Source organism: Parafannyhessea sp. LCP19S3_B1 (genome assembly GCF_052121955.1).
GTDB lineage: Bacteria > Actinomycetota > Coriobacteriia > Coriobacteriales > Atopobiaceae > Parafannyhessea.
The window spans coordinates 121,622-142,630 of the sequence record NZ_JBQKDH010000007.1; the positions used below are offsets into that span (position 1 = coordinate 121,622).

General features: G+C 64.0%; 24 protein-coding genes. 21 read left to right on the forward strand and 3 right to left on the reverse strand.

The window, feature by feature from the left end; translation table 11 throughout:
- The first annotated feature begins 69 nt into the window (after nt 1-69).
- From ACTQWE_RS05165 to ACTQWE_RS05185, 5 genes are all read left to right on the forward strand, one after another.
- Entirely contained in the window at nt 70-294 is a 225-nt protein-coding gene (locus ACTQWE_RS05165) for a restriction endonuclease (protein WP_170102997.1), read from the forward strand.
- 20 nt (nt 295-314) lie between these two features.
- Nucleotides 315-1,130, forward strand: a complete 816-nt coding sequence (locus tag ACTQWE_RS05170) for an SMODS domain-containing nucleotidyltransferase (protein WP_170102998.1) — start codon at nt 315-317, stop codon at nt 1,128-1,130.
- A gap of 10 nt (nt 1,131-1,140) precedes the next feature.
- On the forward strand, nt 1,141-1,707 hold the full coding sequence (locus tag ACTQWE_RS05175; RefSeq protein WP_170102999.1) for an SLATT domain-containing protein: 567 nt from the start codon (nt 1,141-1,143) through the stop codon (nt 1,705-1,707).
- 118 nt (nt 1,708-1,825) lie between these two features.
- Nucleotides 1,826-2,326 (forward strand): hypothetical protein, encoded by a 501-nt coding sequence (locus ACTQWE_RS05180; RefSeq protein ID WP_170103000.1) that lies wholly within the window; start codon nt 1,826-1,828, stop codon nt 2,324-2,326.
- Between the two features lie 67 nt (nt 2,327-2,393).
- Nucleotides 2,394-2,564 (forward strand): hypothetical protein, encoded by a 171-nt coding sequence (locus ACTQWE_RS05185; protein WP_170102940.1) that lies wholly within the window; start codon nt 2,394-2,396, stop codon nt 2,562-2,564.
- A gap of 287 nt (nt 2,565-2,851) precedes the next feature.
- Here the strand turns inward: ACTQWE_RS05185 and ACTQWE_RS05190 are convergent, their stop codons facing one another.
- Nucleotides 2,852-3,016 carry a Fic family protein gene (locus ACTQWE_RS05190; protein ID WP_441921340.1) on the reverse strand — a complete coding sequence of 55 codons (165 nt, stop codon included), beginning with the start codon at nt 3,014-3,016 and terminating at the stop codon, nt 2,852-2,854.
- A 561-nt stretch (nt 3,017-3,577) separates the two neighbouring features.
- Between ACTQWE_RS05190 and ACTQWE_RS05195 the strand changes: the two genes are divergently transcribed.
- The 3 genes from ACTQWE_RS05195 to ACTQWE_RS05205 all read left to right on the forward strand — a co-directional run bounded on the left by ACTQWE_RS05195 (nt 3,578) and on the right by ACTQWE_RS05205 (nt 7,698).
- Complete coding sequence (locus tag ACTQWE_RS05195) at nt 3,578-5,314, forward strand: DUF262 domain-containing protein (protein ID WP_170103001.1); 1,737 nt, start codon at nt 3,578-3,580, stop codon at nt 5,312-5,314.
- Between the two features lie 41 nt (nt 5,315-5,355).
- On the forward strand, nt 5,356-6,153 hold the full coding sequence (locus ACTQWE_RS05200) for an ADP-ribosylglycohydrolase family protein (protein WP_170103002.1): 798 nt from the start codon (nt 5,356-5,358) through the stop codon (nt 6,151-6,153).
- Nucleotides 6,154-6,249: 96 nt separating this feature from the next.
- Nucleotides 6,250-7,698, forward strand: coding sequence for an ATP-binding protein (locus tag ACTQWE_RS05205; protein WP_170103003.1), 1,449 nt, complete (start codon nt 6,250-6,252; stop codon nt 7,696-7,698).
- Between the two features lie 509 nt (nt 7,699-8,207).
- Here the strand turns inward: ACTQWE_RS05205 and ACTQWE_RS05210 are convergent.
- Nucleotides 8,208-8,954, reverse strand: a complete 747-nt coding sequence (locus ACTQWE_RS05210) for an ATP-grasp domain-containing protein (RefSeq protein WP_441856531.1) — start codon at nt 8,952-8,954, stop codon at nt 8,208-8,210.
- A gap of 240 nt (nt 8,955-9,194) precedes the next feature.
- Here ACTQWE_RS05210 and ACTQWE_RS05215 point away from each other — a divergent pair, with 240 nt between their 5' ends.
- From ACTQWE_RS05215 to ACTQWE_RS05230, 4 genes are all read left to right on the forward strand, one after another.
- Nucleotides 9,195-9,518, forward strand: a complete 324-nt coding sequence (locus ACTQWE_RS05215) for a hypothetical protein (RefSeq protein ID WP_441856529.1) — start codon at nt 9,195-9,197, stop codon at nt 9,516-9,518.
- Nucleotides 9,519-9,731: 213 nt separating this feature from the next.
- Nucleotides 9,732-10,139, forward strand: coding sequence for a DUF4268 domain-containing protein (locus tag ACTQWE_RS05220; RefSeq protein WP_235927232.1), 408 nt, complete (start codon nt 9,732-9,734; stop codon nt 10,137-10,139).
- A gap of 132 nt (nt 10,140-10,271) precedes the next feature.
- Entirely contained in the window at nt 10,272-10,889 is a 618-nt protein-coding gene (locus tag ACTQWE_RS05225) for a GNAT family N-acetyltransferase (protein ID WP_441856527.1), read from the forward strand.
- Nucleotides 10,890-10,970: 81 nt separating this feature from the next.
- Complete coding sequence (locus ACTQWE_RS05230; RefSeq protein ID WP_170103006.1) at nt 10,971-11,816, forward strand: HAD family hydrolase; 846 nt, start codon at nt 10,971-10,973, stop codon at nt 11,814-11,816.
- A gap of 46 nt (nt 11,817-11,862) precedes the next feature.
- Here the strand turns inward: ACTQWE_RS05230 and yqeC are convergent, their stop codons facing one another.
- Complete coding sequence (gene yqeC / locus ACTQWE_RS05235) at nt 11,863-12,534, reverse strand: selenium cofactor biosynthesis protein YqeC (protein ID WP_170103007.1); 672 nt, start codon at nt 12,532-12,534, stop codon at nt 11,863-11,865.
- A gap of 231 nt (nt 12,535-12,765) precedes the next feature.
- Here yqeC and ACTQWE_RS05240 point away from each other — a divergent pair, with 231 nt between their 5' ends.
- The 9 genes from ACTQWE_RS05240 to ACTQWE_RS05280 form a co-directional block, all read left to right on the forward strand.
- Nucleotides 12,766-13,809, forward strand: a complete 1,044-nt coding sequence (locus ACTQWE_RS05240) for an SIS domain-containing protein (RefSeq protein WP_206109705.1) — start codon at nt 12,766-12,768, stop codon at nt 13,807-13,809.
- A gap of 270 nt (nt 13,810-14,079) precedes the next feature.
- Nucleotides 14,080-15,006 carry a PTS mannose/fructose/sorbose transporter subunit IIAB gene (locus tag ACTQWE_RS05245; protein WP_441856524.1) on the forward strand — a complete coding sequence of 309 codons (927 nt, stop codon included), beginning with the start codon at nt 14,080-14,082 and terminating at the stop codon, nt 15,004-15,006.
- Between the two features lie 30 nt (nt 15,007-15,036).
- The gene (locus ACTQWE_RS05250) at nt 15,037-15,849 is read left to right on the forward strand and encodes a PTS mannose/fructose/sorbose/N-acetylgalactosamine transporter subunit IIC (protein WP_441856522.1); all 813 of its coding nucleotides are present in this window, start codon (nt 15,037-15,039) and stop codon (nt 15,847-15,849) included.
- Between the two features lie 10 nt (nt 15,850-15,859).
- The gene (locus tag ACTQWE_RS05255) at nt 15,860-16,690 is read left to right on the forward strand and encodes a PTS system mannose/fructose/sorbose family transporter subunit IID (protein ID WP_154541373.1); all 831 of its coding nucleotides are present in this window, start codon (nt 15,860-15,862) and stop codon (nt 16,688-16,690) included.
- Nucleotides 16,691-16,802: 112 nt separating this feature from the next.
- Nucleotides 16,803-17,786, forward strand: a complete 984-nt coding sequence (locus ACTQWE_RS05260; protein ID WP_441856521.1) for an SIS domain-containing protein — start codon at nt 16,803-16,805, stop codon at nt 17,784-17,786.
- Between the two features lie 115 nt (nt 17,787-17,901).
- Nucleotides 17,902-18,555: an HAD family hydrolase gene (locus tag ACTQWE_RS05265; RefSeq protein WP_441856519.1), complete on the forward strand. Its 654-nt coding sequence runs from the start codon at nt 17,902-17,904 to the stop codon at nt 18,553-18,555.
- Nucleotides 18,556-18,639: 84 nt separating this feature from the next.
- Nucleotides 18,640-19,359: a GntR family transcriptional regulator gene (locus tag ACTQWE_RS05270; protein WP_441856518.1), complete on the forward strand. Its 720-nt coding sequence runs from the start codon at nt 18,640-18,642 to the stop codon at nt 19,357-19,359.
- A gap of 231 nt (nt 19,360-19,590) precedes the next feature.
- Nucleotides 19,591-20,202, forward strand: a complete 612-nt coding sequence (yedF, locus tag ACTQWE_RS05275; protein ID WP_170103013.1) for a sulfurtransferase-like selenium metabolism protein YedF — start codon at nt 19,591-19,593, stop codon at nt 20,200-20,202.
- Between the two features lie 6 nt (nt 20,203-20,208).
- Nucleotides 20,209-21,009: aminotransferase class V-fold PLP-dependent enzyme (locus ACTQWE_RS05280; RefSeq protein ID WP_441921338.1), on the forward strand; the 801-nt coding region annotated here is incomplete at its 3' end.

Here is a 21,009-nt window from a genome sequence, read left to right on the forward strand (position 1 = left end):
GCCGCGAACTGTAAACATAACGAAGTGTCGAAAACCTGCTGAGCGTTCCGTCGACCCCTACGTTAGCGAATGCAGCAGGGCAGCTTCTTCCCCGACGGGGCCTACGTGGAGGAGGCCGAAGACGGGCGGCAGCGGGTGTACTTCGTGGTGGAGACCAAGGGCAAGCAGCGCGGCGAGAACCGCCCCACCGGGGAGGCGAAGATAAGCTGTGCGGAGGCGCACTTCAAGGCGCTGGAGCTGGGCAGCGACTTCCACTACGAGGTGGAGACGGAGTACCACTACGCAACGGTGTAGAACCGAGAAAGTGAGGCTAGATGGATAAGGTCCATGAGAACAACCATTCCATTCCCCTTGAGACCAGGAGCTTGATTTCCAAGCGCTACAAGAGGATGACAAAGGCTGTCAACGGCGAATTCTGGGACTCATCAAGCGAGACAGCACACTCGCGTTACGTCGGGTCTTATGGCCGTGGGACGGCCATCGACACGAGCGACCTCGACATCCTCATGGAGTTGCCACGAGAGGAATACGAGCGCTATGACGGATACAAGGGAAACGGCCAGTCACGACTCCTCCAGGCTCTGAAGGGGGCCATTCAGTCGACCTGGTCCGGCTCCAACATTCGGGCTGATGGGCAAGTAGTCGTGGTCAATTTCAGCGACGGTATGAGGTTCGAGGTCCTTCCCGCATTCGAGCAAATCGTATCTTGGGACGACGATCCCCATTATGTGTATCCGGACACAAACATGGGAGGCAACTGGCTCACGACCAATCCCATTGCAGAGCAGCGAGAAATACGAGCAAAGAATGACCGCACTCGTGGACTCCTCTTCGATACTTGCAAGCATGTCCGCTATGTTCATACGCAGCATTATTCGAGCTACCATCTTTCGGGTATTCTTATTGATAGCTTCGTTTACGAGGCAATAGATGAATGGCGATGGGCTCTGGACGGAGAGCGCGGGTCCGAACCCGGGGCGTTTGAGAAGCACCTTCTTGAGCGTTACAACAGCATGACAGCCAGAGGCTTGGTTCCTCCTTCTCTGCGAGCGCCCGGCAGCGGGCAACAGGTGGATGCAAGGTACGATTACGGGGCGCTCGGCAAGGTCATTCGATATATCGCCGAGTAACGAGGCCTGCATGGACGAAAATCATGAGTACAAGAAGCGGCTCTGGTCGCAACTTACCGAAGCCTATGCCAAGGAAGTCTATTCCCGTGAGACGCAAAACGTGGCCGCCAACAGCACCAAGAAACTGGGCGACCGCATCTCCATCGCGCAGATAGTCCTGACGTCCGTCGCCACCGTCGGGTTTATCTCCACCTTACTGCCTTCAGGCTACGTAGCCGCGATCGTTGCAACGGCATGTTCAGCGGTTGCCCTTGCCTTAAACCTCTATTCGCGTGGGGCAAAGCTGTCAGAAGAATCCGCCGCCCATGTCAAGGCTTCAAATGACCTGTGGGCCTTCGAGCAAAGGCTAGTCTCCCTTCTCACCGATTTCGAGGAACTCGATCCGGGCGCTATATGCGCTAAACGTGACCAGCTATTCGACGAGCTCGATGCGGTTTACCGAAGCGCCCCAAGAACCAACGAGCGCCAATACGAAAAGGCCAAGAAGATGCTGAAGGAGAATCAGGCTCAATCATTTACCGATGGCGAGATAGACTCTCTCCTCCCTGAAAACCTTCGATGGAAATACAAGTCCTGAGCTAAATGCTTTCTCGCATCAGAGGAGTCCCGCTTGTGGCACCACCGGACAATGCCCGTACCTAGAAGGTGCGGGCATTTCTAATGTGTCGGGCCCGCGAGACGAAAGGGGCCCAACGATGGACGGTGATCTGGATGGCAAGGCATCGCCGGGTGCGGCAGGCGAAGGGGACTCGAGCGAGCAGGCGCTCGCGCAGGGGGACCAAGACGCCCAGGCGGACGGCGCGAAAGAGGTAGCGGGCGACGGTGCCGATGACGGTGTGGCCGACTACCAGGCGGCACTGAGGGCCAAGGACGCTGAGATCGAGACGCTTCAGGCGCGTGTCGTGGAGGCCGCGAAGACCTCCGAGGCGACCGAGACTCTGAACAAGGAGATCGCGGCACTCAAGAAGCAGATGGCCGACGAGCGCGTGGAGTTCACGCTACGCTCGGCCGGCGCACGCTCGGTCAAGGCCGCGAAGGCGCTGCTGGAGGAGCACGACGGCGACGTGGCAGCGCTCGTGGCTGCCGAGCCCTGGGCTCTTCGAGGGGGCCGAAGTTGGCACTTCACAAAGGACTTCACAAGATTCCGTAGGTGGCGCGACGGGCCTGGAGCCCGCGGGTGTCGCGGGCAGCTCTGACGACCAGTACATGAAGCGTTGGGAGATGATCGCCGACCTCGCCGACGAGAGCAAGGAGGGCTAGGGTATGCCGAACAACATCGCAGCTATCAAGAGCTACACGACCATCCTCGACCGCGTGTGCCAGGGGGAGGCCACGAGCTCGTGCCTGAACTCGCCGGCGCGAATGGCGAGGGCAGGCCGCAACGCGAAGGAGATCATGATCCCGAAGATCTCCGTCTCTGGCCTGGGCGACTAGAAGCACAACGTGAGAGTAGTTGTCCGAGTGAGCGCTCAACGAAGATGAACTTCTCGCTCACTGTGGCATGATGTGAATGAGTTACAAGCTCAGAGCTTATCGAACTGCGGGCGGCACGATATGTACGGAGGCCATCATCTCCTGTCTGCTACTGTATGCGCTTCTCTATATCCTTAAATGCGCGACTCGGCACGGCGGCATTGCCGCGCACGAGCTTAACAAGATTCTTTCGCACCACAAAGCCTGGAAAGGCATCGTTGAGCTTCCTATCCAAGTTGTCCACGCCATCACTTCGCCTTCCGGTACTTCTGTTTGCTGCTGGTTGGTCTGTCGGGAATGGTTCGCTCGATGAGCCCACACGCGAGGGGAGGCTCAAGGTATCGCTCCCTGAAGCTAGGACGGTGCTTCAGCCCCAGCCCCTCATCAGCTCCGAAGCTGACATCTCTCTCTATCTCCTAGGACAGCGATAAGCTCCTTTACCGGATCGTCAGCGCAGCGGGCGCCTGTCGGCACTTGGTCGGTGACTTGGTCGGCGTTGTTGACAACTTGGTCGCCAGCATGAGTCATTTTGATACTCATCGGTGGCTCAATCTCCGTCACGAGAGGGGGGACTCCCCTCCCAAACCCGGCAGGCGGAAGCCGGCCAGGCCGCTCGTCTCAAGTTCCAGCGTCAGACGCACCCGGTCCGGCTCCCAAAGCTCCTCGAGCAGGGGATCTGGCTTGCCGGCACCGTACGTGCCCTCGCGCAGCGTGTCATAGCCGCTGCCTGCCCGCTCCCCAATGTTGATCAGGCTTGAACATGGAGAGGAACGTCCCGTTGCGCGGGTCGGACACGCCTCCCGCCTCCACCTCGCCTATCGAGATCCTGAGCGTGCCTGGGTTGGACGCGATGACGCGTTCCGGCTTTCGCGCCCCACATTTGCAGACCAGGACTAGACGCACTCGGCACGAAGCCTGATAGTTGGATAGTTGAATAGCAACGAACTGTCACTTCCTGCAGATTGAGAGGGCCCATGTCTCAGCTGACGGTCGATCAGAAAAACATCAGGACGCTTCTCCAGGACGAGGACGCCGACTTTCTCATCCCGGACTACCAGCGGCCATACGCCTGGGGAGAGGACGAGTGCTCCACCCTGTGGGATGACCTCTTCGCCTTCGCGTTCCCCAACAACGCAAGCGACCGGTTCGACAAGCGTAACGACTACTTCCTTGGGCCCATAGTCACGTTCAAGAACGACGAGGGGCAGCAGGAGATTATCGACGGCCAGCAGAGGCTCACCACCATCATGCTTCTGCTCAGGGCACTCTACGACCGCTTCGCGAAGATGAAGGACAGGAACTCCGTCAGCCTCCACGACGACATCGCCGCATGCATCTGGAAGTCCGACGACTACAGCAACCTCGACATGACTGAGGACGGCCTCAAAATCAAGTCCGAGGTCGCCTCCGACAACGATAAGGGCGAATTCCTGCATATTCTGCGGGACGGCAAGGCCAACCCCGCATGGAAGAGCAGCTACGCGAAGAACTTCCGGTACTTCCAGGGCAAGATTGCGGAGCTCGCCGAGAACTATGACGGCTACTCGACCCTCTTCGCCTCCCGCATCATGCGCCACGTGATACTGCTCCCCATCGAGGCTGGGTCGCAGGACACAGCGCTGCGCATCTTCTCGACGCTGAACGACCGCGGACTCCCGCTCTCCGACGCCGACATCTTCAAGAGCCAGCTCTACAAGCACTTCTCCAGCGAGGGCAGGAAGGATGACTTCGTCACGCGCTGGAAGGCGATGGAGGAAAGCGCCAATGATCTTCTCCACCCGCTTCGTGGCACACCCATGGATGAGCTCTTTACACGCTACATGTACTACCGCAGAGCGCTCAGGGGCACGACGGGCACGACCACCGAGTCCCTGCGCGGGTTCTACGCTAGGAACAAGTACTCCATCCTGCACGAGGACAGAACCCTGGACGACCTCGAGTCGCTCCTTGGCTTCTGGCAGCGCGTCGAGACCGGGGATGGCTTCTCCGACGCGGCCAACAGGCGCTTTGCGATTTTGCGTTTTGCGCCCAACGGCATGTGGTACTACCTGCTGAGCGTCTGGTTCCTCGCGCGCCGCGACGGCAGCGACAACCTGGACGACGAGGGCCTCGTGCGGCTGCTCGACCTCACCATCGCCTTCGTCTGGTACTACGCCATCGAGCGTCCGGGTGTGAACTCCCTTCGCACCCCCATGTTCCCCGAGATGGTCAACATCGTGAACGGCACGGACGTGAGCTTCTCGAACTACCGGTTTGGCAGGGAGGACGTAATAGCCCGCATCCGCGCCTTCCAGTTCACCAACCAGCGTGCGATCACTCGCTCCATGCTCGCCTGGTGGGCGTACCACGATCCGGCGCAGGGGCTGTGGGACAACGACACGGTCCTCGAGGTGGAGCACATCTACGCCCGCAAACGCGCAGAGGTCGAGCCCCTGCAAGACCGTTCTGACCTTGAGGCTCTCGGCAACAAGGCGCTTCTGGAGAAGCGTGTGAACATCCGCGCCGCTGACTATCGTCTCTCCGACAAGAAGAAGTACTACGAGGGCTTCGTTGACGGAAACGGGAGGACGCGAGAGGGCACCAAGAACGTGGAGCTTCTTGGAATCGTGAGGTCGAAAACGGACTTCACCGAGGCCGACATAGTAGACCGCACCAACGACATCATCGATTCGTTCGTCGACTTCATGGACTCGAACGGACTTATCGGATAACCACGTCACAGCCCAATCCAGTTCCCCCCAAGGAGTCCCCCATGCCCACCTCGCAGCATCCCTCCCCCACCCTGCGCGACTGCATGTACGGGCAGGCCGTGGGCGACGCGCTCGGCGTGCCGTACGAGTTCCTGTCGCGCGGGACGTTCGAATGCACAGACATGGTAGGGCACGGCAGCCACGACCAGCCCGCCGGCACCTGGAGCGACGACACCTCCATGGCACTCGCGACCTGCGACAGCATCCGCGCTACGGGCCGCATCGACGTGCGCGACATGCGGGAGCGCTTCGTCCGCTGGTATCGCGAGGGCGCGTACACCGTGAGCGGCCTCTTCGACATCGGCGGCACCACCGCCGACGCGCTCTCCTCCGGGCGCGGTCGCGCGGGCGAGCGCGACAACGGCAACGGGTCTCTCATGCGCATCCTCCCACTCGCGTTCGCGGACGCGACGGACGACGAGGTTCGCGCCGTCTCCGCCATCACGCACGCGCACGCAATCTCCTGCGAGGCGTGCGTTCGCATGGTGCACGTGGCCCGTAGGCTCACCGCCGGCGAGGGACTGCGCGACGTCGCGGGCGACTTTGTGGGTGTGCCCGCGAGCCAGATCCGCTCCGGCGGCTTTGTACTGGACACCGAACGCGCCGCCCTGTGGTGCCTTGCCAACACCTCGAGCTACGCCGAGTGCGTGCTCGCGGCGGTGAACCTGGGGGACGACGCGGACACCACCGCCGCGGTGGCGGGAGGGCTCGCCGGCATCGCGTACGGTATGGACTGCATTCCGGCCGAGTGGCTCGACGCACTTCTCGGCAAGGCGACCATCGACGCGTGCCTGTTCTAGGGTGCGGGGGTCTTTAGTTGGCAAGACGTCCGGGGATCGGCCGCCCTTAGGCCATGCGGTAAAATGTCTCCCATTAAACATATTTAGGAGACGCCCATGCAGCAGCCCATCACCCGGAACGACCCCGATCTCTTCTCCAAAGAGAAAGAGAATCTCTACTTCGACCGCAAGAGCGCGCGCCTCAACGCCAAGGAGACGGCACGGCACATCTGCGCCTTCGCCAACGCCTCGGGCGGCAAGCTGGTCATCGGCATCGAGGACAACGGCGAGATAACAGGCTTCAAGCGCGACGGCGCGCGGGACATCGAGGAGTTCGAGCAGGCGCCGATCGTAGGCTGCGACCCCTCGCCCGTGGTGCACGCGATGAGGGTGCCCGTGAAGAATGCCAAGGGTCAGGACGACCAGATTCTCGTGCTGGAGGTCGCCAGCTCGACCGGGCGCGTCATCGCCAGGAGAAGCGACAAGGCCGTGTTCCTCCGCCAGCGCGACAGCAGCGTGGAGCTGGACCGCGAGCAGGTGCTGGCGCTCGAGTACGACAAGAACCAGCGGCGCTACGAGGACGAGGTGCAGGAGCGCTCCTCCGTCGCGGACGTGGACCCCGAGGTGGTGGCGCGCTACAAGGCGGAGCTTGGCACCGAGGCGAGCGACGAGCAGGTGCTGCGCAGCCGCGGGTTCCTCCAGGACGGCCACCTCACCAACGCGGGCGTCCTGCTCTTCTCCGAGAACCCGACGCGGTTCATACCTTGGGCACGGGTGCGCGTAATCCGCTTCGACGGGAACAAGATGGAGACGGGCAGGCGGCTCAACATCGTGAAGGACAGGACCTTCGATGGGCCGCTGCCCAAGCAGATTGAGGGCGCGAAGGGGTTCATATCGAGCCAGCTGAGGGAGTTCCAGTACCTGGGGGACGACGGCAGGTTCAAGATTATCCCCGAGTACCCCGAGTTCGCTTGGTTCGAGGGCTTGGTGAACGCCGTTACGCACCGCGACTACGCCATGAGCGGCGACCACATACGCGTGATGATGTACGGCGACCGCCTGGAGATCACTAGCCCGGGCGGCCTGCCCAACATGGTGACCTTGGAGAACATGAGGTACACCAGGTGGTCGCGCAACCCGATCATAGCGCGGACGCTCGTCGAGTTCGGCTGGGTGCGCGAGCTCAACGAGGGCGTACAGCGCATCTACGACGAGATGGCGTCCTTCTTCCTGAACGAGCCAACGTATTCGGAGCCCAACGGCATGTCGGTGCGCTTGGTGCTGCAGAACAGCATCACCTCGCGCGTGCTGAGGCAGGCCGACGCCGTGGCGGAAAGCTTGGGCGAGGGCGTGTACGGGGACCTCAGCGAGTACGAGCTCGCCGCCGTGCAATACACGTATGGGAAGGGGCGGGTGACGGTGAGGGGGCTCGCAGAACATCTGGGGCGCAGCAGCAAGGTGGCCCGTGCGACGCTCAGATCGCTCGCTGACAAGCGCATCCTCGACTGGCACGGCACCAGCGCGACCGACCCCTCCCAGTACTATGACCTTCACAGGGCAGAGTAGGTAAGGGCTCGGGCATAGCTTGGAAGGGGCTTTACGGGCAGCAGGGGCCGTCGAGCCCTTCCCATGAGGGCATAGCAGGTAAGAGTAAGTGCGAGTAAGGTTCGAGTATAGGGGCGTCGGGACAGCGATGGCTGCGACGCCGTTTGCCATCCCACCGCCCGCCGCCGGACGAGGGCTCTGGCACGCTCGCATGCGAAGCCCCACGCCCCGGGCCACTCCCCGCAGGTTCGTGACGCTTCCTTGGGCGCGCAGGCCCGTGGGCGTCCTGGACTGCTTCGTGCAGGCGGGCGCCGGCGGGGTGGCTCCGCGGGCATCGATCGCAGCATCTGGCCTCGGCGACTAAACGCGTAACGTGAGAAGGGCTGTCCGAGAAAGCACCTGGCGAAAATGAACTCCTCGCTTACTGAAATGCGATATATATGAGTCGCTACAGCCGCAAACTTCTCAAGCCGCGAGAGATGCGTGATGTCTGTACGCTGACTCCTTGACCTGCTGCTTTATGCGCTTCTCTACATCCTCGGCACGGGCACGCCATAGTCACAGGGGTCATCTATCCCGACCATCTGGGCCCAGCGGGCGGAAAGCAGCTGCGCATACAGCTCGGGCCACAGGCCGTACGGACCGAGCGAGTAGCCGTCATTCACCTCTACGAGCAGCGTCCTGCCGTCCGAGGTGACGCCGAAGTCGGCGGCGTACCCGGCCGGCGCGCTGGCATACGCGGCAATCGCCTGCTCGACGACCTCCCTGCTCGGCGCTTTCGACCAGTCTCCGCGGTAGCGGCGAACGTCGAGGATCTCCCCGTACCTTACGAAGCACCGATACTCCGAGACGAAGTCGACCACCTCGCTGCAGATGACGGGGAAGTCCTCCCCGCAGCAGCCCTTGCCGACGAGGTCCTTCGTGCTGGCAACCACGCACCCGGTGAAACGCTTGCCCTCGACGGGCTTCACGAACAGTGGCCAGGAGCTCACCTCGGTGCTCACGTGGTCAATCGTCGTCTTCCAGAGCCTCCTACCCAGAAACGGACGCAGCTCCTCGGGATAGTTGATCTCGCTCGTGTCTGCGCCAAGAGCGCGGAGCCTGGCACGGACGACGCCGAGGCCACCCACGACCACGTCCTCGCGGTCGCAGGCATCTAGGCCGTCAACGGTTTCGAATGGAACTGTCTCGAACCCCATGTTCTTGAACCCGAGCCACGCGGTGTACTGGCTCATGCCTCGCGGCATCCCGTTTCTGCTCTGGATGAACGCCCTCATCGCCTGGCTCCTCTTGGTTTGATGGATGACAACAGGGTATCAGCCTGTCGGCCGAAATAGTCCTGCACTCTTCGCCACTGCGGCGCTGCCTTTGACAAGAAGTCTGCATGTCCACCTCGCAACAGCGCGTCCCTTGTGAGCGAGAGCTCGATTTTCCTTCGGGAAAGTGGATGATCCAGACTCCTGGGACAAAGGTTTCCAAGAGCATGATTCGCTTGTCGGTGACGTGGACGTAGGGCAATGGAGGCGCGAGAGATGGGCTATGGCCTTGTTCATCTGAAGAAGGTTGAGCTGCGTAAGGTCTGGCCGCATGAGGCGCTTGATTTCACCAAGTGGCTTTCGAGCCCAGCCAACTTGAATATGCTGGGCGAAGCGGTTGGCGTTGAGCTCGAGCTCATTGAGACTGAATCCTCTGTGGGATCATTTAACGTGGACATCTACGCGCAGGAAGCCGGCACCGGACGTAAGGTCATCATCGAGAACCAGCTCGAGGAAACAAATCACGACCACCTGGGCAAGGTGATTACCTATGCTGCCGGTAAAGGCGCCCAAGTCATTATCTAGGTTGTCTCCCATGCACTTGACGAGCACCGTCAGGCGATTGAATGGCTTAACGAGCACACCGATAACGACTTTGGCTTCTTCCTTGTTGAGATTGAGCTTTGGACTATTGGAGACTTTAAGCCGGCTCCCCGCTTCAACGTTGTAGAGCAGCCGAACGAGTGGACAAAGGCCCTGAGGCTGAGTGAGAACCTGTCAGAGACCGAGCGTGTCAAGCTGTCGTATTGGACGAAGTATCGCGAGATTGTACGTTCGACTCCCAATTTTCTTAAGGTGTTTAGTCCGCAGAAGCCGACGAAGGACCACTGGTCTACTCTCCGATGCGGCACAAGTGCCTATCACATAGCGCTCCTGATTGACACGCAGCACGGCCGAACCGGTATCGAGTTTTATGTGCCAGACGATAAAGACATTGGTCACAAGTCAATCGAGAACGCGCAGCTTTTCGAGAAGGCGCTGGGACTGAAGGCGAAGCCTTTCGACGCGAAAAAGGCGTCGGGTCTGCGCTTCTACAAGGACGGCTGCAAGATTAAGAACAACGAGGGCGAACGGCCTGGGTTTATTGCAGAACAGCTGGACTGGGCGCTCAAGATGAGGAAGCTGATCGAAGAGCTTCAGCTCTAAGCTGGCGTTCGAATTCGACCCCGCGCTTCTCCAAGGCGCTGCCGTTCCGTTTGTGAAAGGTGCCGCACGCATGCCCGCCGTGCGCCCGCCCGTAGTAGTCTTGTGCTCGTGAGCACGAGCGACGGGAGGGCAATGGTGCAGGAAAATGCCGGCGCGGTGACGGGGGAGGGCACGCGCATCAGGATGGCGACGCCGGACGGTGCGGAGCGCCTGCTGCAGATATATGCGCCCTACGTGCGCGACACGGCCATAACCTTCGAGTGGGACGTCCCCAGCGTGGAAGACTTCCGCCAGCGTATCGCGCGTACGCTGGAGCGCTATCCCTACCTTGTGGCTGAGTCCGCGGACGGCCGAGCGCTGGGCTACGCGTACGCCGGCCCCCTCAAGGAGCGCAAGGCGTACGACTGGGCCTGCGAGCTCTCCATCTACGTGGCGCAGGACGCGCACGGCCGCGGCGTCGGCGGCGCGCTGTACGCCACGCTCGAGCGCCTGCTTTCGGCCATGGGCGTCACTAACCTCAACGCGTGCATAGGCTACCCCGCCGCGCCGGACGACCCCTACCTCACGCGCGCGAGTGTGGAGTTCCACACCCACCTGGGCTTCGAGTGGGTCGGCCGCTTCCACGGCTGCGGCTACAAGTTTGGCCGCTGGTACGACATGGTGTGGATGGAGAAGATCGTGGGCGACCACCCCGCAGACGCCCTCCCGCTGAGGCCCGTGTCGCAGGTGGCGGCCCTGCTGGGGGAGTAGGCCCCCGGCCCGAGCGGACCGCTGAGTCGGCCCGCCGCGCCGCCGCAGCGCGCAGACATCCGCAAGACTTTGGAGAAGAACATGATTAAACTTGCCCTGACCGATCTGGACGATACGCTCATCCCCGTTGGCGCACCGCGTGCCACGGACCGCGCCATCGCGGCCATCCACGCCATGGTCGACGCGGGCCTGCACGTTGGCCCCGTCACGGGCCGCGTTCCCTCGGCCATGGGCTGGATGTTCGCGGGCGACGCCACCTGCTTTGCCACGGGCGCGTTCTGCAACGGCCAGATGGTCTACATCGACGGTGAGCTCGCCCACCAGGAGGCGTTAGACCCCGCGTCGCTCGCCCGCGCGCAGGAAGTGCTGGAAGATGTGGAGGGTGCGGCGCTCGCCGTGTACGACGTGTTTGGCGACGGCCAGGCCATCCTGGTAAAGCGCAACGTCAAGAGCCTGGAGGGCCACCCGGAGGTCATGAGCGAGGTGGGCCACCCCACGCGCGCCGAGCTTGGCCCCACGCCGTGGATTAAGGCGAACGTGCACGTGTCTGGCCCGCGCGAGCGCCTGGTGCGCGTGCGCGACCTGCTGCGCGCGGAGTGCCCGGGCCTCGACTTCGTGTTCCCCAGCCCCACGGCCCCGCTCATCGACATCACGCCGCACGGCTGGGACAAGGCGGCCGGCGTGCGCGAGCTCGCCCGCGAGCTCGGCGTGACGCTCGACGAGGTCGCGACGTTCGGCGACTCGGAAAACGACCTGCCCATGATATCCGCGGTGCCAAACTCCGTTGCCGTCGCGAACGCGAGCGAGGACGTGGCCAAGGCCGCGCGCTGGCACATTGGGTCTGTGCGCGAGGACAGCGTTGCCGTCGCGCTGGAGCAGATCGCCGCAGCAGCGCCCAACGGCGCCATGCCGGCGTTCATGCGCTAGGCGTCAAACCGCGGCACGGCCTCGTCGCGCCCGTGGCTCGGTGGCGTCACGCCAGCGCGGGCCACGTGACCACGGGCGTCTGGTCTCCCTCTTCCCGAAGCGCCTGCTCAAAGGACTGCACGTCCTTCTCGCCCTGGGGCGTCACCTGGCTCACAAGAAGGACGTCCGCCTTAAGGCCGCCGGCGTGCTCGTGGGCGATGGCCCGCGCCACGAGGGCGGGCGTGGCGACGTCCGCGGCGTCGCAGCCCGCGAGCTTGCAGAAGACTTCCGGCCGGTGCACGGCCTGCGCCACGGGCAGCCCAAAGCCGGAGGCGCCCACCACCTGCACCACGCGGTCCGCCTCGGCGGGGATCACGGGCTCGTAGTCCGCGTGCGCCTTCAGCGGGTGCCGCGCGGCGCCGTCCGCCTCTACCAGCACGTAGTCTGCCAGCACGGAGAGCGTGCGCATCTTCAGGCGCGGCGCCGCGAGCTTGCCGGTGCCGTCGCCGACGGGCGTGCCCACGCACACCACGCGGCTGTACCACAGCGCCTGCTCCACGGCGCGCTCGTCCGCGTCCTCAAGCACCGGGCACGCAAACGGCATCACGTGCGTGGTGGTTGTGAGCACGACGGTGCCTGAAAGCTCGCGCGCCAGCGCGTCGAGCAGGCTCGTCTTGCCGCCGCTGCCGATGACCGCCGTGATGCCGCGCCCGATTGCCAGCTTGTCCGCAAGGCCCATGTGCACGCTCCCTCCCAGGCGTGGCGGCCCCCGCGGCCGCCCGTGGCAGAATTCTAGCGCTCCGCGGCGGGTGCGGCGTGCCGTCTGCGGCGTCAACCATGGCGCGCGGTTCTTCTCAAAAGATTGCAAACGTATATAACGTATATGATATAGTGTGCCCAAAAGGAGGCGCCGCGGGGATGCGACGGTGCCACGAGTGAGCGGTGAGGGCGCGCGGAGGAAGGGGAGCGCATGGGCGAGAAGGACGAGAAGGGTCGGGTCGAGAAGGGCCAGGCCGTCGGGGCAGGCGCGGAGGTCCGGATTCAGGACGAGGTTGCGGAGGTCGTGGCCAACGCGCTTCGCGGGCGCGACGTGACGCATGTGGCGTGGGTGGCCGCCGGCGGGTCGAACGGCGGGTTCTACGCGGCACACTACTTCATGGAGCGCGAGTGCGCGACCGTTTCCTCGCACATGTATACCAGCAACGAGTTTGTGCTGGCGCCGCCGGCGTACGTGGACGAGCACACGCTTTGCGTTATCTGCTCCATGCGCGGTACGAAGGAGACCTGCGAGGCGGCGCGGGTTGCGAAGGAGCTGGGTGCCGCGACGGTGGCGCTGTATGTGAACGAGTCCGACCTCACGCGGATCTGCGACCAGAAGATTGCGTACGAGTCCATCGCGCTGGATCAGAGCCGCACGGAGCGCGTGAACTCCAGCGTCGCCCTCATGATTGCGATGAGCCTTGCGAGCCAGGTGGACAGCTATGACCATTACGACGAGGCCATGTATGCGTTCGACGTGGTGGACGGCATCTACCGCAAGGCGTTTGCGCGCATGCAGGAGCCTGCGCGCGAATGGGCGGCCCGCATGGCCGGCGAGCGCACCATCTACGTGATGGGCTCCGGCCCCGCGTATGGGTCTGCGTACATATTCTCGATTTGCAACATCGAGGAGATGCTGCAGATAGACTCGCCCACCATCAACAGCTGCGAGTTCTTCCACGGCCCGTTCGAGGTGCTGGACGCCACAAAGCCCGTGTTCCTGCTGCTCTCCGTGGGACGCTGTCGCCCGGCGGACGAGCGCGCCCTACGCTTCCTCAGGCGCTACGGCGGCCCGAACGTCTACGTGCTGGACGGTATGGACCTCGGCCTGGGCGAGCTGCCCCAGGACGTGCGCGAGTACTTCAACCACATCCTTTTCTCGCCCATCCTCAATAACGTGTACATGCGCGCGCTGTCCGCCGCGACCGGCAAGGACTACATGACGCGGCGCTACATGTGGAAGGTGGAGTACTAGGGGCCCTGACGCGCGGGCGCCATTTGGGCTGCGTCTGCGCTTGCGCTCAACATTCGGTTCCTGCGGAGGCACTCCCCTTGGCCTCCGAGGAAAGGCCAGTCGCTTCCTCCAGCGGCTGGCCGTTTTGTTGCCATACGGTTGCCACCGCATGTACCGTTCGCCGGCAAAAGTGAACCGTTTGTTTCTAGACGTTATAGACCACTATCACCACGATAATAAGACGTATATGATGTCTGCAACATCAAGCCAACAAGGGGAGGTCGGGACCACATGAACCAAGTCATCCTTGCGTCTCACGGCGGACTCGCGACCGGCGCGCTTGACACCGTCCGCATGATCGTGGGCGAGGCGCCAAACGTGCACGCGGTCACGCTCGAGCGCGACGACAAGGAGCCCGTCACCGCCAAGGTCGAGGCGCTCGTCAAGGGTTTCTCGCCGGACGATGCCGTGTACGTCCTCACGGACATGCTGGGCTCCAGCGTCAACAACTCCATGGTCGAGTACCAAGCGGCGCACCCGGACGTCACCGTAATCGCAGGCATGAACATGCCCATGGTCCTCACGCTGGCGCTTTCGGACGGCCCGCTGGACGCCGCGGCCGTGCGCGACCTCGTGTCGGAGGGCCGCCGCGGCATCGTTGACTGCGCGCACCCCGACGCTCCCGAAAGCGCGGCTCCGGCCGCCGCGGCAAAGCGTCCGCAGGCAAATCACGGCCCCGCGAAGATCGTCCTCACCAGGCTCGACTACCGTCTGCTCCATGGCCAGGTCGTCTTCTCGTGGGTCTCGAGCGTCGGTGCCGAGCGCATCATCGTCGTGGACGACGACGCCGCGACTGACGATGTCAAGAAGGGCGCCCTGCGCCTGGCGAAGCCCGCGGGCGTCCGACTGAACGTCTTCACCGTCGACCGTGCACTCAAGAAGATGGCAAAGCTCAACACGCTGGGCGAGAAGGTCATGTTCGTGTTCGGCACCACCTCGGAGCTGCGTCGCTTCTACGAGTCCTACAAGCTGGGCGACGTGGACCTCGGCGCGACCGCCAACCACGACGGCGCCGAGATGATCGGCGGCAAGGGGTCGTCCGTCTTCCTGGACGCGGCCCAGAAGGCAGACGTCAACGCCCTCCTCGACATGGGCGTGAAGGTCTACGTTCAGCAGACTCCCACGCTTCCGCGCACAGACGTCACGAAGAGGCTGTAGCCCCGGTGCAGTCCCCGAAAGGAGAAAGACATGAACACATTCGTTAGCGCCCTGCTCGTGGGTCTCGTCAGCGTGTTCTGCATGCTCGACTCGCGCCTGCTCGGCCGCCTGAACTTCGAGCAGCCGCTCGTGGGCGCCACGCTCGTAGGCGTCGTCCTCGGCGACCCGATGACGGGCCTCGCCGTCGGTGCGGCCGCGGAGCTCGTGAGCATGGGCCTCGTGAGCGTCGGCGCCGCGGTGCCGGCCGACATGGTGCTCGGCAGCATCATCGCGTCCGCGTTCGCGTGCCTCACCGGCGCCAGCGCCGAGACCGCCATGACCATCGCTGTCCCCGTCGCGGTCCTGGGCCAGCTCCTCGGCATCGTGTTCCGCTCCGTCATCGCCGTGCTCACGCACGTCGCGGACGCCGCGATCGAGGAGGGCAAGTTCGTCAAGGCCCAGCACCTGCACATCGTCGTGGGCACCATCCTGTACTCCCTCATGTACTTCATCCCCACGTTCTTCGCGATCCTGCTGGGCACCGACCTTGTCAAGGGCGTCGTCAGCCTCATCCCCGGCTGGCTCACCACCGGACTGAACGTCTCCACCAAGCTTCTCACCGCCTACGGCCTCGCGCTGCTCCTCTCGCTCTCGCTCAAGAAGGGCATGGGTGCGTTCCTCTTCGTCGGCTTCCTGCTCGCCGCCTACCTCAAGCTCTCCGTCATCGCCGTGTCCGCCCTCGGCGTCGCCGCGGCGGTCGTGCTGACAGACCTCAAGTTCGGCCGCCACGCCAACGGCAACGGTGGCACCGCGGCGCTTGCCGCATCCGACGACTACGACCCCCTCGAAGACGACGACGAGTAAGGAGAAGGACATGGCTACCAAGGAAGTCTCTACTCGCAAGAAGATCAGCCAGTTCTTCTGGCGCAGCTGGGCAATCCAGGACTCCTGGAACTACGAGCGCCAGATGAACATGGGCTTCATGTACGGCATCGCGCCGACCCTCGACCGCTGCTACCCCAACGCGGACACCGACCCCAAGCAGATGGAGCGCAAGAAGGAGGCGTACCGTCGCCACATGGCGTTCTACAACTGCACGCCGCAGACGAGTGCCTTCGTGCTGGGCCTTTCCGCCTCGATGGAGGAGGAGCTCGCCGAGGACCCGAACGCCTTCGACCCCGACACCGTCAACGCCGTGAAGACGTCGCTCATGGGCCCGCTCTCCGGCATCGGTGACTCGTTCTTCCAGGGCACCATCCGCGTCATCGCCTTTGGCCTGGGCGTGAGCCTCGCGAAGCAGGGGTCGTTCCTCGGTCCCATCCTCGCGATGGTCATCTCGATCATCCCGTCGGTCCTCGTCACGTGGTTCGCGGCGAAGCTCGGCTACGAGGGCGGTCGCGGATTCCTGCAGAAGATGCAGAGCGGCGATCTTATGGACCGTGTCATGTACGTGTGCGGCATCGTGGGCCTCATGGCAATCGGCGGCATGGTCGCAACGCTCATCGGCGCGACGGCCCCGGCGACGTTCGCAAGCGGGTCGGTCAAGATCCAGAAGCTCCTGGACTCCATCATGCCGCAGATGATCCCGCTCGCCCTCACGGGTGCGATGTACTGGCTCATCAAGAAGAACGTAAAGTCCGGCTGGATCCTCGCCATCTGCATCTTCGGCGGCATCCTGCTCTCAGTGCTCGGCATCCTGGCCTAGGACCGCGCAAAGCACAGGGCCGCGCAAGGCCCGGGACTGCGCAAGGCGTACGGACGAGAAAAGCAGACAACGCGCCAGTGTGGCGCTTCTCGACAGAAGAAGGAGACAGAACATGTACGAAATCGACCTCAGCAAGCCCAAGCAGATCGTGGCGGACGTCCTGAAGGACCACCAGATCGACTCCGTCGCGTTCGTGGGATGCGGCGCCTCGATGAGCGAGCTCTACCCCGCGAAGTACTTCCTGGCCAACAACACCCGCACGCTCAACGTGCAGATCTTCACCGCGAACGAGTTCAACTATGACACGCCGGCATGGGTCGGCCCCAACACCTTCGTCGTGACGTGCTCCCTGGGCGGCACCACGCCCGAGACCGTCAAGGCAAACGGCACCGCGAAGGCGCTCGGCGCGCCCGTGACCGCCATCACGCACAACGGCACCTCCCCGCTGACCGAGGGCGTCGACCACGTGATCGTTCACGGGTTCGAGAAGAACTACGCTGCGAAGGTCGAGAAGATGGGATATGCCCTGGCGCTCGCAGTCGAGCTGCTGCAGCAGGTCGAGGGCACGGACCTTTACGACGATATGGTCGCTGGCCTCACAAAGGTGTACGACCTTGCCGAGGACGCGGCCGAGCACGCCGGCAAGCTTGCGGCGCAGTTTGCGGCAGACTTCAAGGACGACCAGCTCATCTATCTCATGGGCTCCGGGGCGAGCGCGAAGGTGGCGTACTCCACCTCCATGTTCCTGTTCTCCGAGATGCAGTGGATCGACTCCGCCGCCTACCACACCGGCGAGTACTTCCACGGCCCGTTCGAGCTTACCGAGAAGGACAAGCCGTACCTGCTGTTCATGAACGACGGCGCGACCCGTGCGATGGACGCCCGCGCCCTCACGTTCCTGCAGCGCTTCGACGCCAAGGTCGCCGTCATCGACGCCAAGGACTACGGCCTGTCCGGCGTGGTGGGCTCGAAGGTTGCCACGTACTTCAACCCCTTCGTGCACACGGCCGTCATGCGCGTGTACGCGGAGAAGATCTCCGAGGCGAGGCAGCACCCGCTCACCATGCGCCGCTACATGTGGAAGCTGCAGTACTAGTCTTCAGGCGCACGTCGCGGGCCGTCCATCGCGGGCGGCCCGCTTTTTTGTAGCGCGCACGGGCGCGTGCGCACGTTCTTCTCGCCCGCATTGCGGGCCTTTGGGGGTGATGGGCATGGCGCGCGCCGTGCTGTTTGACATGGACGGGGTGCTTGCGTTCACGGAGCAGTTCTACAACCAGCGTCGCGTGGACTACCTGATGGGGAAGGGCTTTTGCTTCGATGCGGTCCCGGACTTCAGCGGGAGCAACGACCGGGCGATCTGGGAGGAGCTGGTACCGGGCAACGCCGAGCTGCGTCGCGCGCTGCATGAGGGCTACCGCGCGTACTCTGACGACCATCCAACCCCATGGCGCAGGGTTGCGAACCCGGATGCGGTGCCCGTGATGCGTACCCTGCGAGAGCGGGGCGTGAGGTGCGCGATCTGCTCTTCTTCATACCCGGAGCTCATACGCGAGTTCATGCGGGCGACGGGCGCGGAGCCCTACGTGAGCCTTGCAATCAGCGGACAGGAGTGCAGAGCGTTCAAGCCAGACCCAGAGATCTACCTGACGGCGATGAGTCGCCTGGGCGTGCCTGCGGGGGATTGCGTGGTTGTGGAGGACTCGCCGATCGGCATCCGTGCGGGCAAGGCGTCCGGCTCCCTTGTGGCTGCCCTGAGGCCTCGGCCTGGCGTGAGCCTCGACCAGGGAGAGGCGGACGTGGTGGTGGACTCGCTTTGGGAGGTCGTGCCCCTGGCGCTGGGGCCGTCGGGCGCGGCGCAGGAATGACGCCGCGTGACGAAGCGGTATCATACATATGACACGTGAGGTATGAGGCGGCGCACCGACGTGGCGCCGTGCGAAAGGCAAGACATGGGCACCACGGCGACGCCGCTCTATCAGCAGATATACGATGATCTGAAAGGCGAGATCAAGGGCGGCACATACAAGAACGGCGACAGGATCCCCTCTGAGGCGGAGTTGAGCCAGAGCTACGGGGTGAGCCGCATCACCGTGCGTCGCGCAATCGAGGACCTGTGCTCGGACGGCTTCCTGGTGAAGATGCAGGGCCGCGGGACGTTCGTGGGGACGCGTCACATAAGCCGCCAGCTCTCGCGCACGCGCGACATCAGCACGTTCACGCGCATGTGCCAGGAAATAGGGGCGCGTCCGGGTGCGCGCGTGATAGACCGTCAGATAACGCCTGGCAGACCCGACGAGCTCGAATTCTTTGGGATGGGTGACGGCACGCTCATGCTGCTTGTGCGACGCGTGAGGTCTGCCGATGGCCTGCCCGTGTGCGACGAGCGCGTAATCCTTCCGTACGACTGGGCGCCAGACCTCCTGACGGAGCCGTTGGAGGACACGTCGATGTTCGACGCCATCGAGCACGCGATCGGGCGTCGGCCGGACCACCACACCGCATGGACCATCAATGCCGTGAAGTCAACGACGGAGCAGGGGCAGCTGCTTGAGGTCTCCGCGGGGGACCCTCTGATCTATAGCGTTGCCGACTACGTCGACGCGGACGGCAAGCCCGTATGCATAGGTCGCGACTACTTCGTGGGTGGACGCTACGAGATAGACCTCTAGCGCGGCGGCACGCCCTTCTCGCCCTGCGCGGCGCCGTCCGCGGCGCCAGGGGACCGCTTGCAAAAAAGAAGTTCTGCAATCCAAACAAACATTAATCCGTCCGTGGCGCTTCGCTATACTGGGCAGGCAAGGGTGACTGGCACGGCACCCCGGCGGCTCGACCGCCCAAAAAGTCACGGCCCTGTGGAAACCCGCGGGCCACGCGCCCGCTCGTAGCGTTTGGAGCGAAGCATGAAGATCGATGCGCGCAACCTCACCTGCCCAAAGCCCGTGGTACTGACGCTGGAGGCGCTGCCAAAGCTTGCGCCCGGCGAGTCGCTGCAGGTGCTGGTGAACGATTCCGTGGCAGAGGGCAACCTCACGCGCCTTGCGGACGAGAAGGACTGCGAGCTTGGCGTGGAGCGCTCTGGGAAGGACGTCACCCTCACCTTCAGCCCGCGCGGCGAGGTGGCCGCGAGCGAGGCCGCCGCGACGGAGGCCGCCGCGTTCTGCAACGTGCCCGACCGCACGTCGGCCGTGGTGGCGGTGGACACGGACTCCATGGGCCGCGGCAGCGAGGAGCTGGGCCACATCCTGATGAAGGGCCTCATCTACGCGCTGGCCCACCAGGACCAGGTTCCGGACACCATGCTGTTCTACAACGGCGGCGCGCGCCTTACGTGCGAGGGCTCGGAGTCGCTGGAGGACATCCGCGAGCTGGAGTCCCGCGGGACGAAGGTCCTTACCTGCGGCACCTGCCTGGACTTCTATGGCATCCGCGACAAGCTTGCCGTGGGCGGCGTCACCAACCTGTACGCCATAGCGCAGATCGTGGCGGCGCGTCCCGGCGTCACGGTGCTGTAGCCGGCCATGGTGTACCTCAACTGCGCCGCCACGGCGCACGAGCGTCCGGACTGCGTGATAGACGCCGTGGTGCGCGCCATGCGCGAGCTGGGCAGCTCTGGCCGCGGCGCCGCGGAGGGCGAGCTTGGCGCGGCGCGCACGGTGATGGTGGCGCGCGAGCGGGTGGCATCGCTTCTGGGCTTTGGCCACCCGGAGCGCGTGGTGTTTGCCGCCAATGCCACGCAGGCGCTGAACATGGCGATCTTGGGCACGGTGCGCCCGGGCGACCGCGTGGTCGCCACGGACTGGGACCACAACTCCGTGCTGCGGCCGCTGCACCTGCTTGCCGGCCGCGGCGCGCACGTGGACTTCGTGCCGGCGGACGCGCTGGGCAGGCTGGACTACGACGCGCTTGGGCGCCTTGTGGCGCCGGGCACGCGGCTGGTGGTGTGCACGCACGCGTCCAACCTTACGGGCAACGTGGCGGACGTGCGCCGCTTTGCCCGCGTGGCGCACGCGGCCGGCGCGCTGCTTCTGGTGGACGCGTCGCAGACGGCGGGCGCCGCCCCCGTGGACATGGAGGCCATGGGCGCGGACCTGCTGGCGTTCACGGGGCACAAGGCCCTCATGGGGCCGCAGGGCACGGGCGGCCTGCTGGTTGCGCCGGGTGTGGACGTGCGGCCCGTGATTTCGGGCGGCACGGGAGTGCTCTCGTTTGCGGAGGGCATGCCGGACGCGTACCCGGAGCACCTGGAGGCCGGCACGCTCAACGGTCATGGCATCGCGGGGCTTTCCGCCGCGGCGCACTTTGTGGCGCGCGCGGGCGTG

What these genes read in the sequence shown, in the direction of transcription:
- yqeC (WP_170103007.1), bottom strand. Translation starts at nt 12,534, where the DNA reads ATGGGCCTTGCGGACAAGCTGGCAATCGGGCGCGGCATCACGGCGGTC.
- ACTQWE_RS05240 (WP_206109705.1), top strand. Translation starts at nt 12,766, where the DNA reads ATGGGCGAGAAGGACGAGAAGGGTCGGGTCGAGAAGGGCCAGGCCGTC.
- ACTQWE_RS05260 (WP_441856521.1), top strand. Translation starts at nt 16,803, where the DNA reads ATGTACGAAATCGACCTCAGCAAGCCCAAGCAGATCGTGGCGGACGTC.
- ACTQWE_RS05250 (WP_441856522.1), top strand. Translation starts at nt 15,037, where the DNA reads ATGAACACATTCGTTAGCGCCCTGCTCGTGGGTCTCGTCAGCGTGTTC.
- ACTQWE_RS05180 (WP_170103000.1), top strand. Translation starts at nt 1,826, where the DNA reads ATGGACGGTGATCTGGATGGCAAGGCATCGCCGGGTGCGGCAGGCGAA.
- ACTQWE_RS05195 (WP_170103001.1), top strand. Translation starts at nt 3,578, where the DNA reads ATGTCTCAGCTGACGGTCGATCAGAAAAACATCAGGACGCTTCTCCAG.
- ACTQWE_RS05205 (WP_170103003.1), top strand. Translation starts at nt 6,250, where the DNA reads ATGCAGCAGCCCATCACCCGGAACGACCCCGATCTCTTCTCCAAAGAG.
- ACTQWE_RS05210 (WP_441856531.1), bottom strand. Translation starts at nt 8,954, where the DNA reads ATGAGGGCGTTCATCCAGAGCAGAAACGGGATGCCGCGAGGCATGAGC.
- ACTQWE_RS05185 (WP_170102940.1), top strand. Translation starts at nt 2,394, where the DNA reads ATGCCGAACAACATCGCAGCTATCAAGAGCTACACGACCATCCTCGAC.
- ACTQWE_RS05255 (WP_154541373.1), top strand. Translation starts at nt 15,860, where the DNA reads ATGGCTACCAAGGAAGTCTCTACTCGCAAGAAGATCAGCCAGTTCTTC.
- yedF (WP_170103013.1), top strand. Translation starts at nt 19,591, where the DNA reads ATGAAGATCGATGCGCGCAACCTCACCTGCCCAAAGCCCGTGGTACTG.
- ACTQWE_RS05230 (WP_170103006.1), top strand. Translation starts at nt 10,971, where the DNA reads ATGATTAAACTTGCCCTGACCGATCTGGACGATACGCTCATCCCCGTT.
- ACTQWE_RS05225 (WP_441856527.1), top strand. Translation starts at nt 10,272, where the DNA reads ATGGTGCAGGAAAATGCCGGCGCGGTGACGGGGGAGGGCACGCGCATC.
- ACTQWE_RS05165 (WP_170102997.1), top strand. Translation starts at nt 70, where the DNA reads ATGCAGCAGGGCAGCTTCTTCCCCGACGGGGCCTACGTGGAGGAGGCC.
- ACTQWE_RS05265 (WP_441856519.1), top strand. Translation starts at nt 17,902, where the DNA reads ATGGCGCGCGCCGTGCTGTTTGACATGGACGGGGTGCTTGCGTTCACG.
- ACTQWE_RS05245 (WP_441856524.1), top strand. Translation starts at nt 14,080, where the DNA reads ATGAACCAAGTCATCCTTGCGTCTCACGGCGGACTCGCGACCGGCGCG.
- ACTQWE_RS05270 (WP_441856518.1), top strand. Translation starts at nt 18,640, where the DNA reads ATGGGCACCACGGCGACGCCGCTCTATCAGCAGATATACGATGATCTG.
- ACTQWE_RS05200 (WP_170103002.1), top strand. Translation starts at nt 5,356, where the DNA reads ATGCCCACCTCGCAGCATCCCTCCCCCACCCTGCGCGACTGCATGTAC.
- ACTQWE_RS05175 (WP_170102999.1), top strand. Translation starts at nt 1,141, where the DNA reads ATGGACGAAAATCATGAGTACAAGAAGCGGCTCTGGTCGCAACTTACC.
- ACTQWE_RS05215 (WP_441856529.1), top strand. Translation starts at nt 9,195, where the DNA reads ATGGAGGCGCGAGAGATGGGCTATGGCCTTGTTCATCTGAAGAAGGTT.
- ACTQWE_RS05170 (WP_170102998.1), top strand. Translation starts at nt 315, where the DNA reads ATGGATAAGGTCCATGAGAACAACCATTCCATTCCCCTTGAGACCAGG.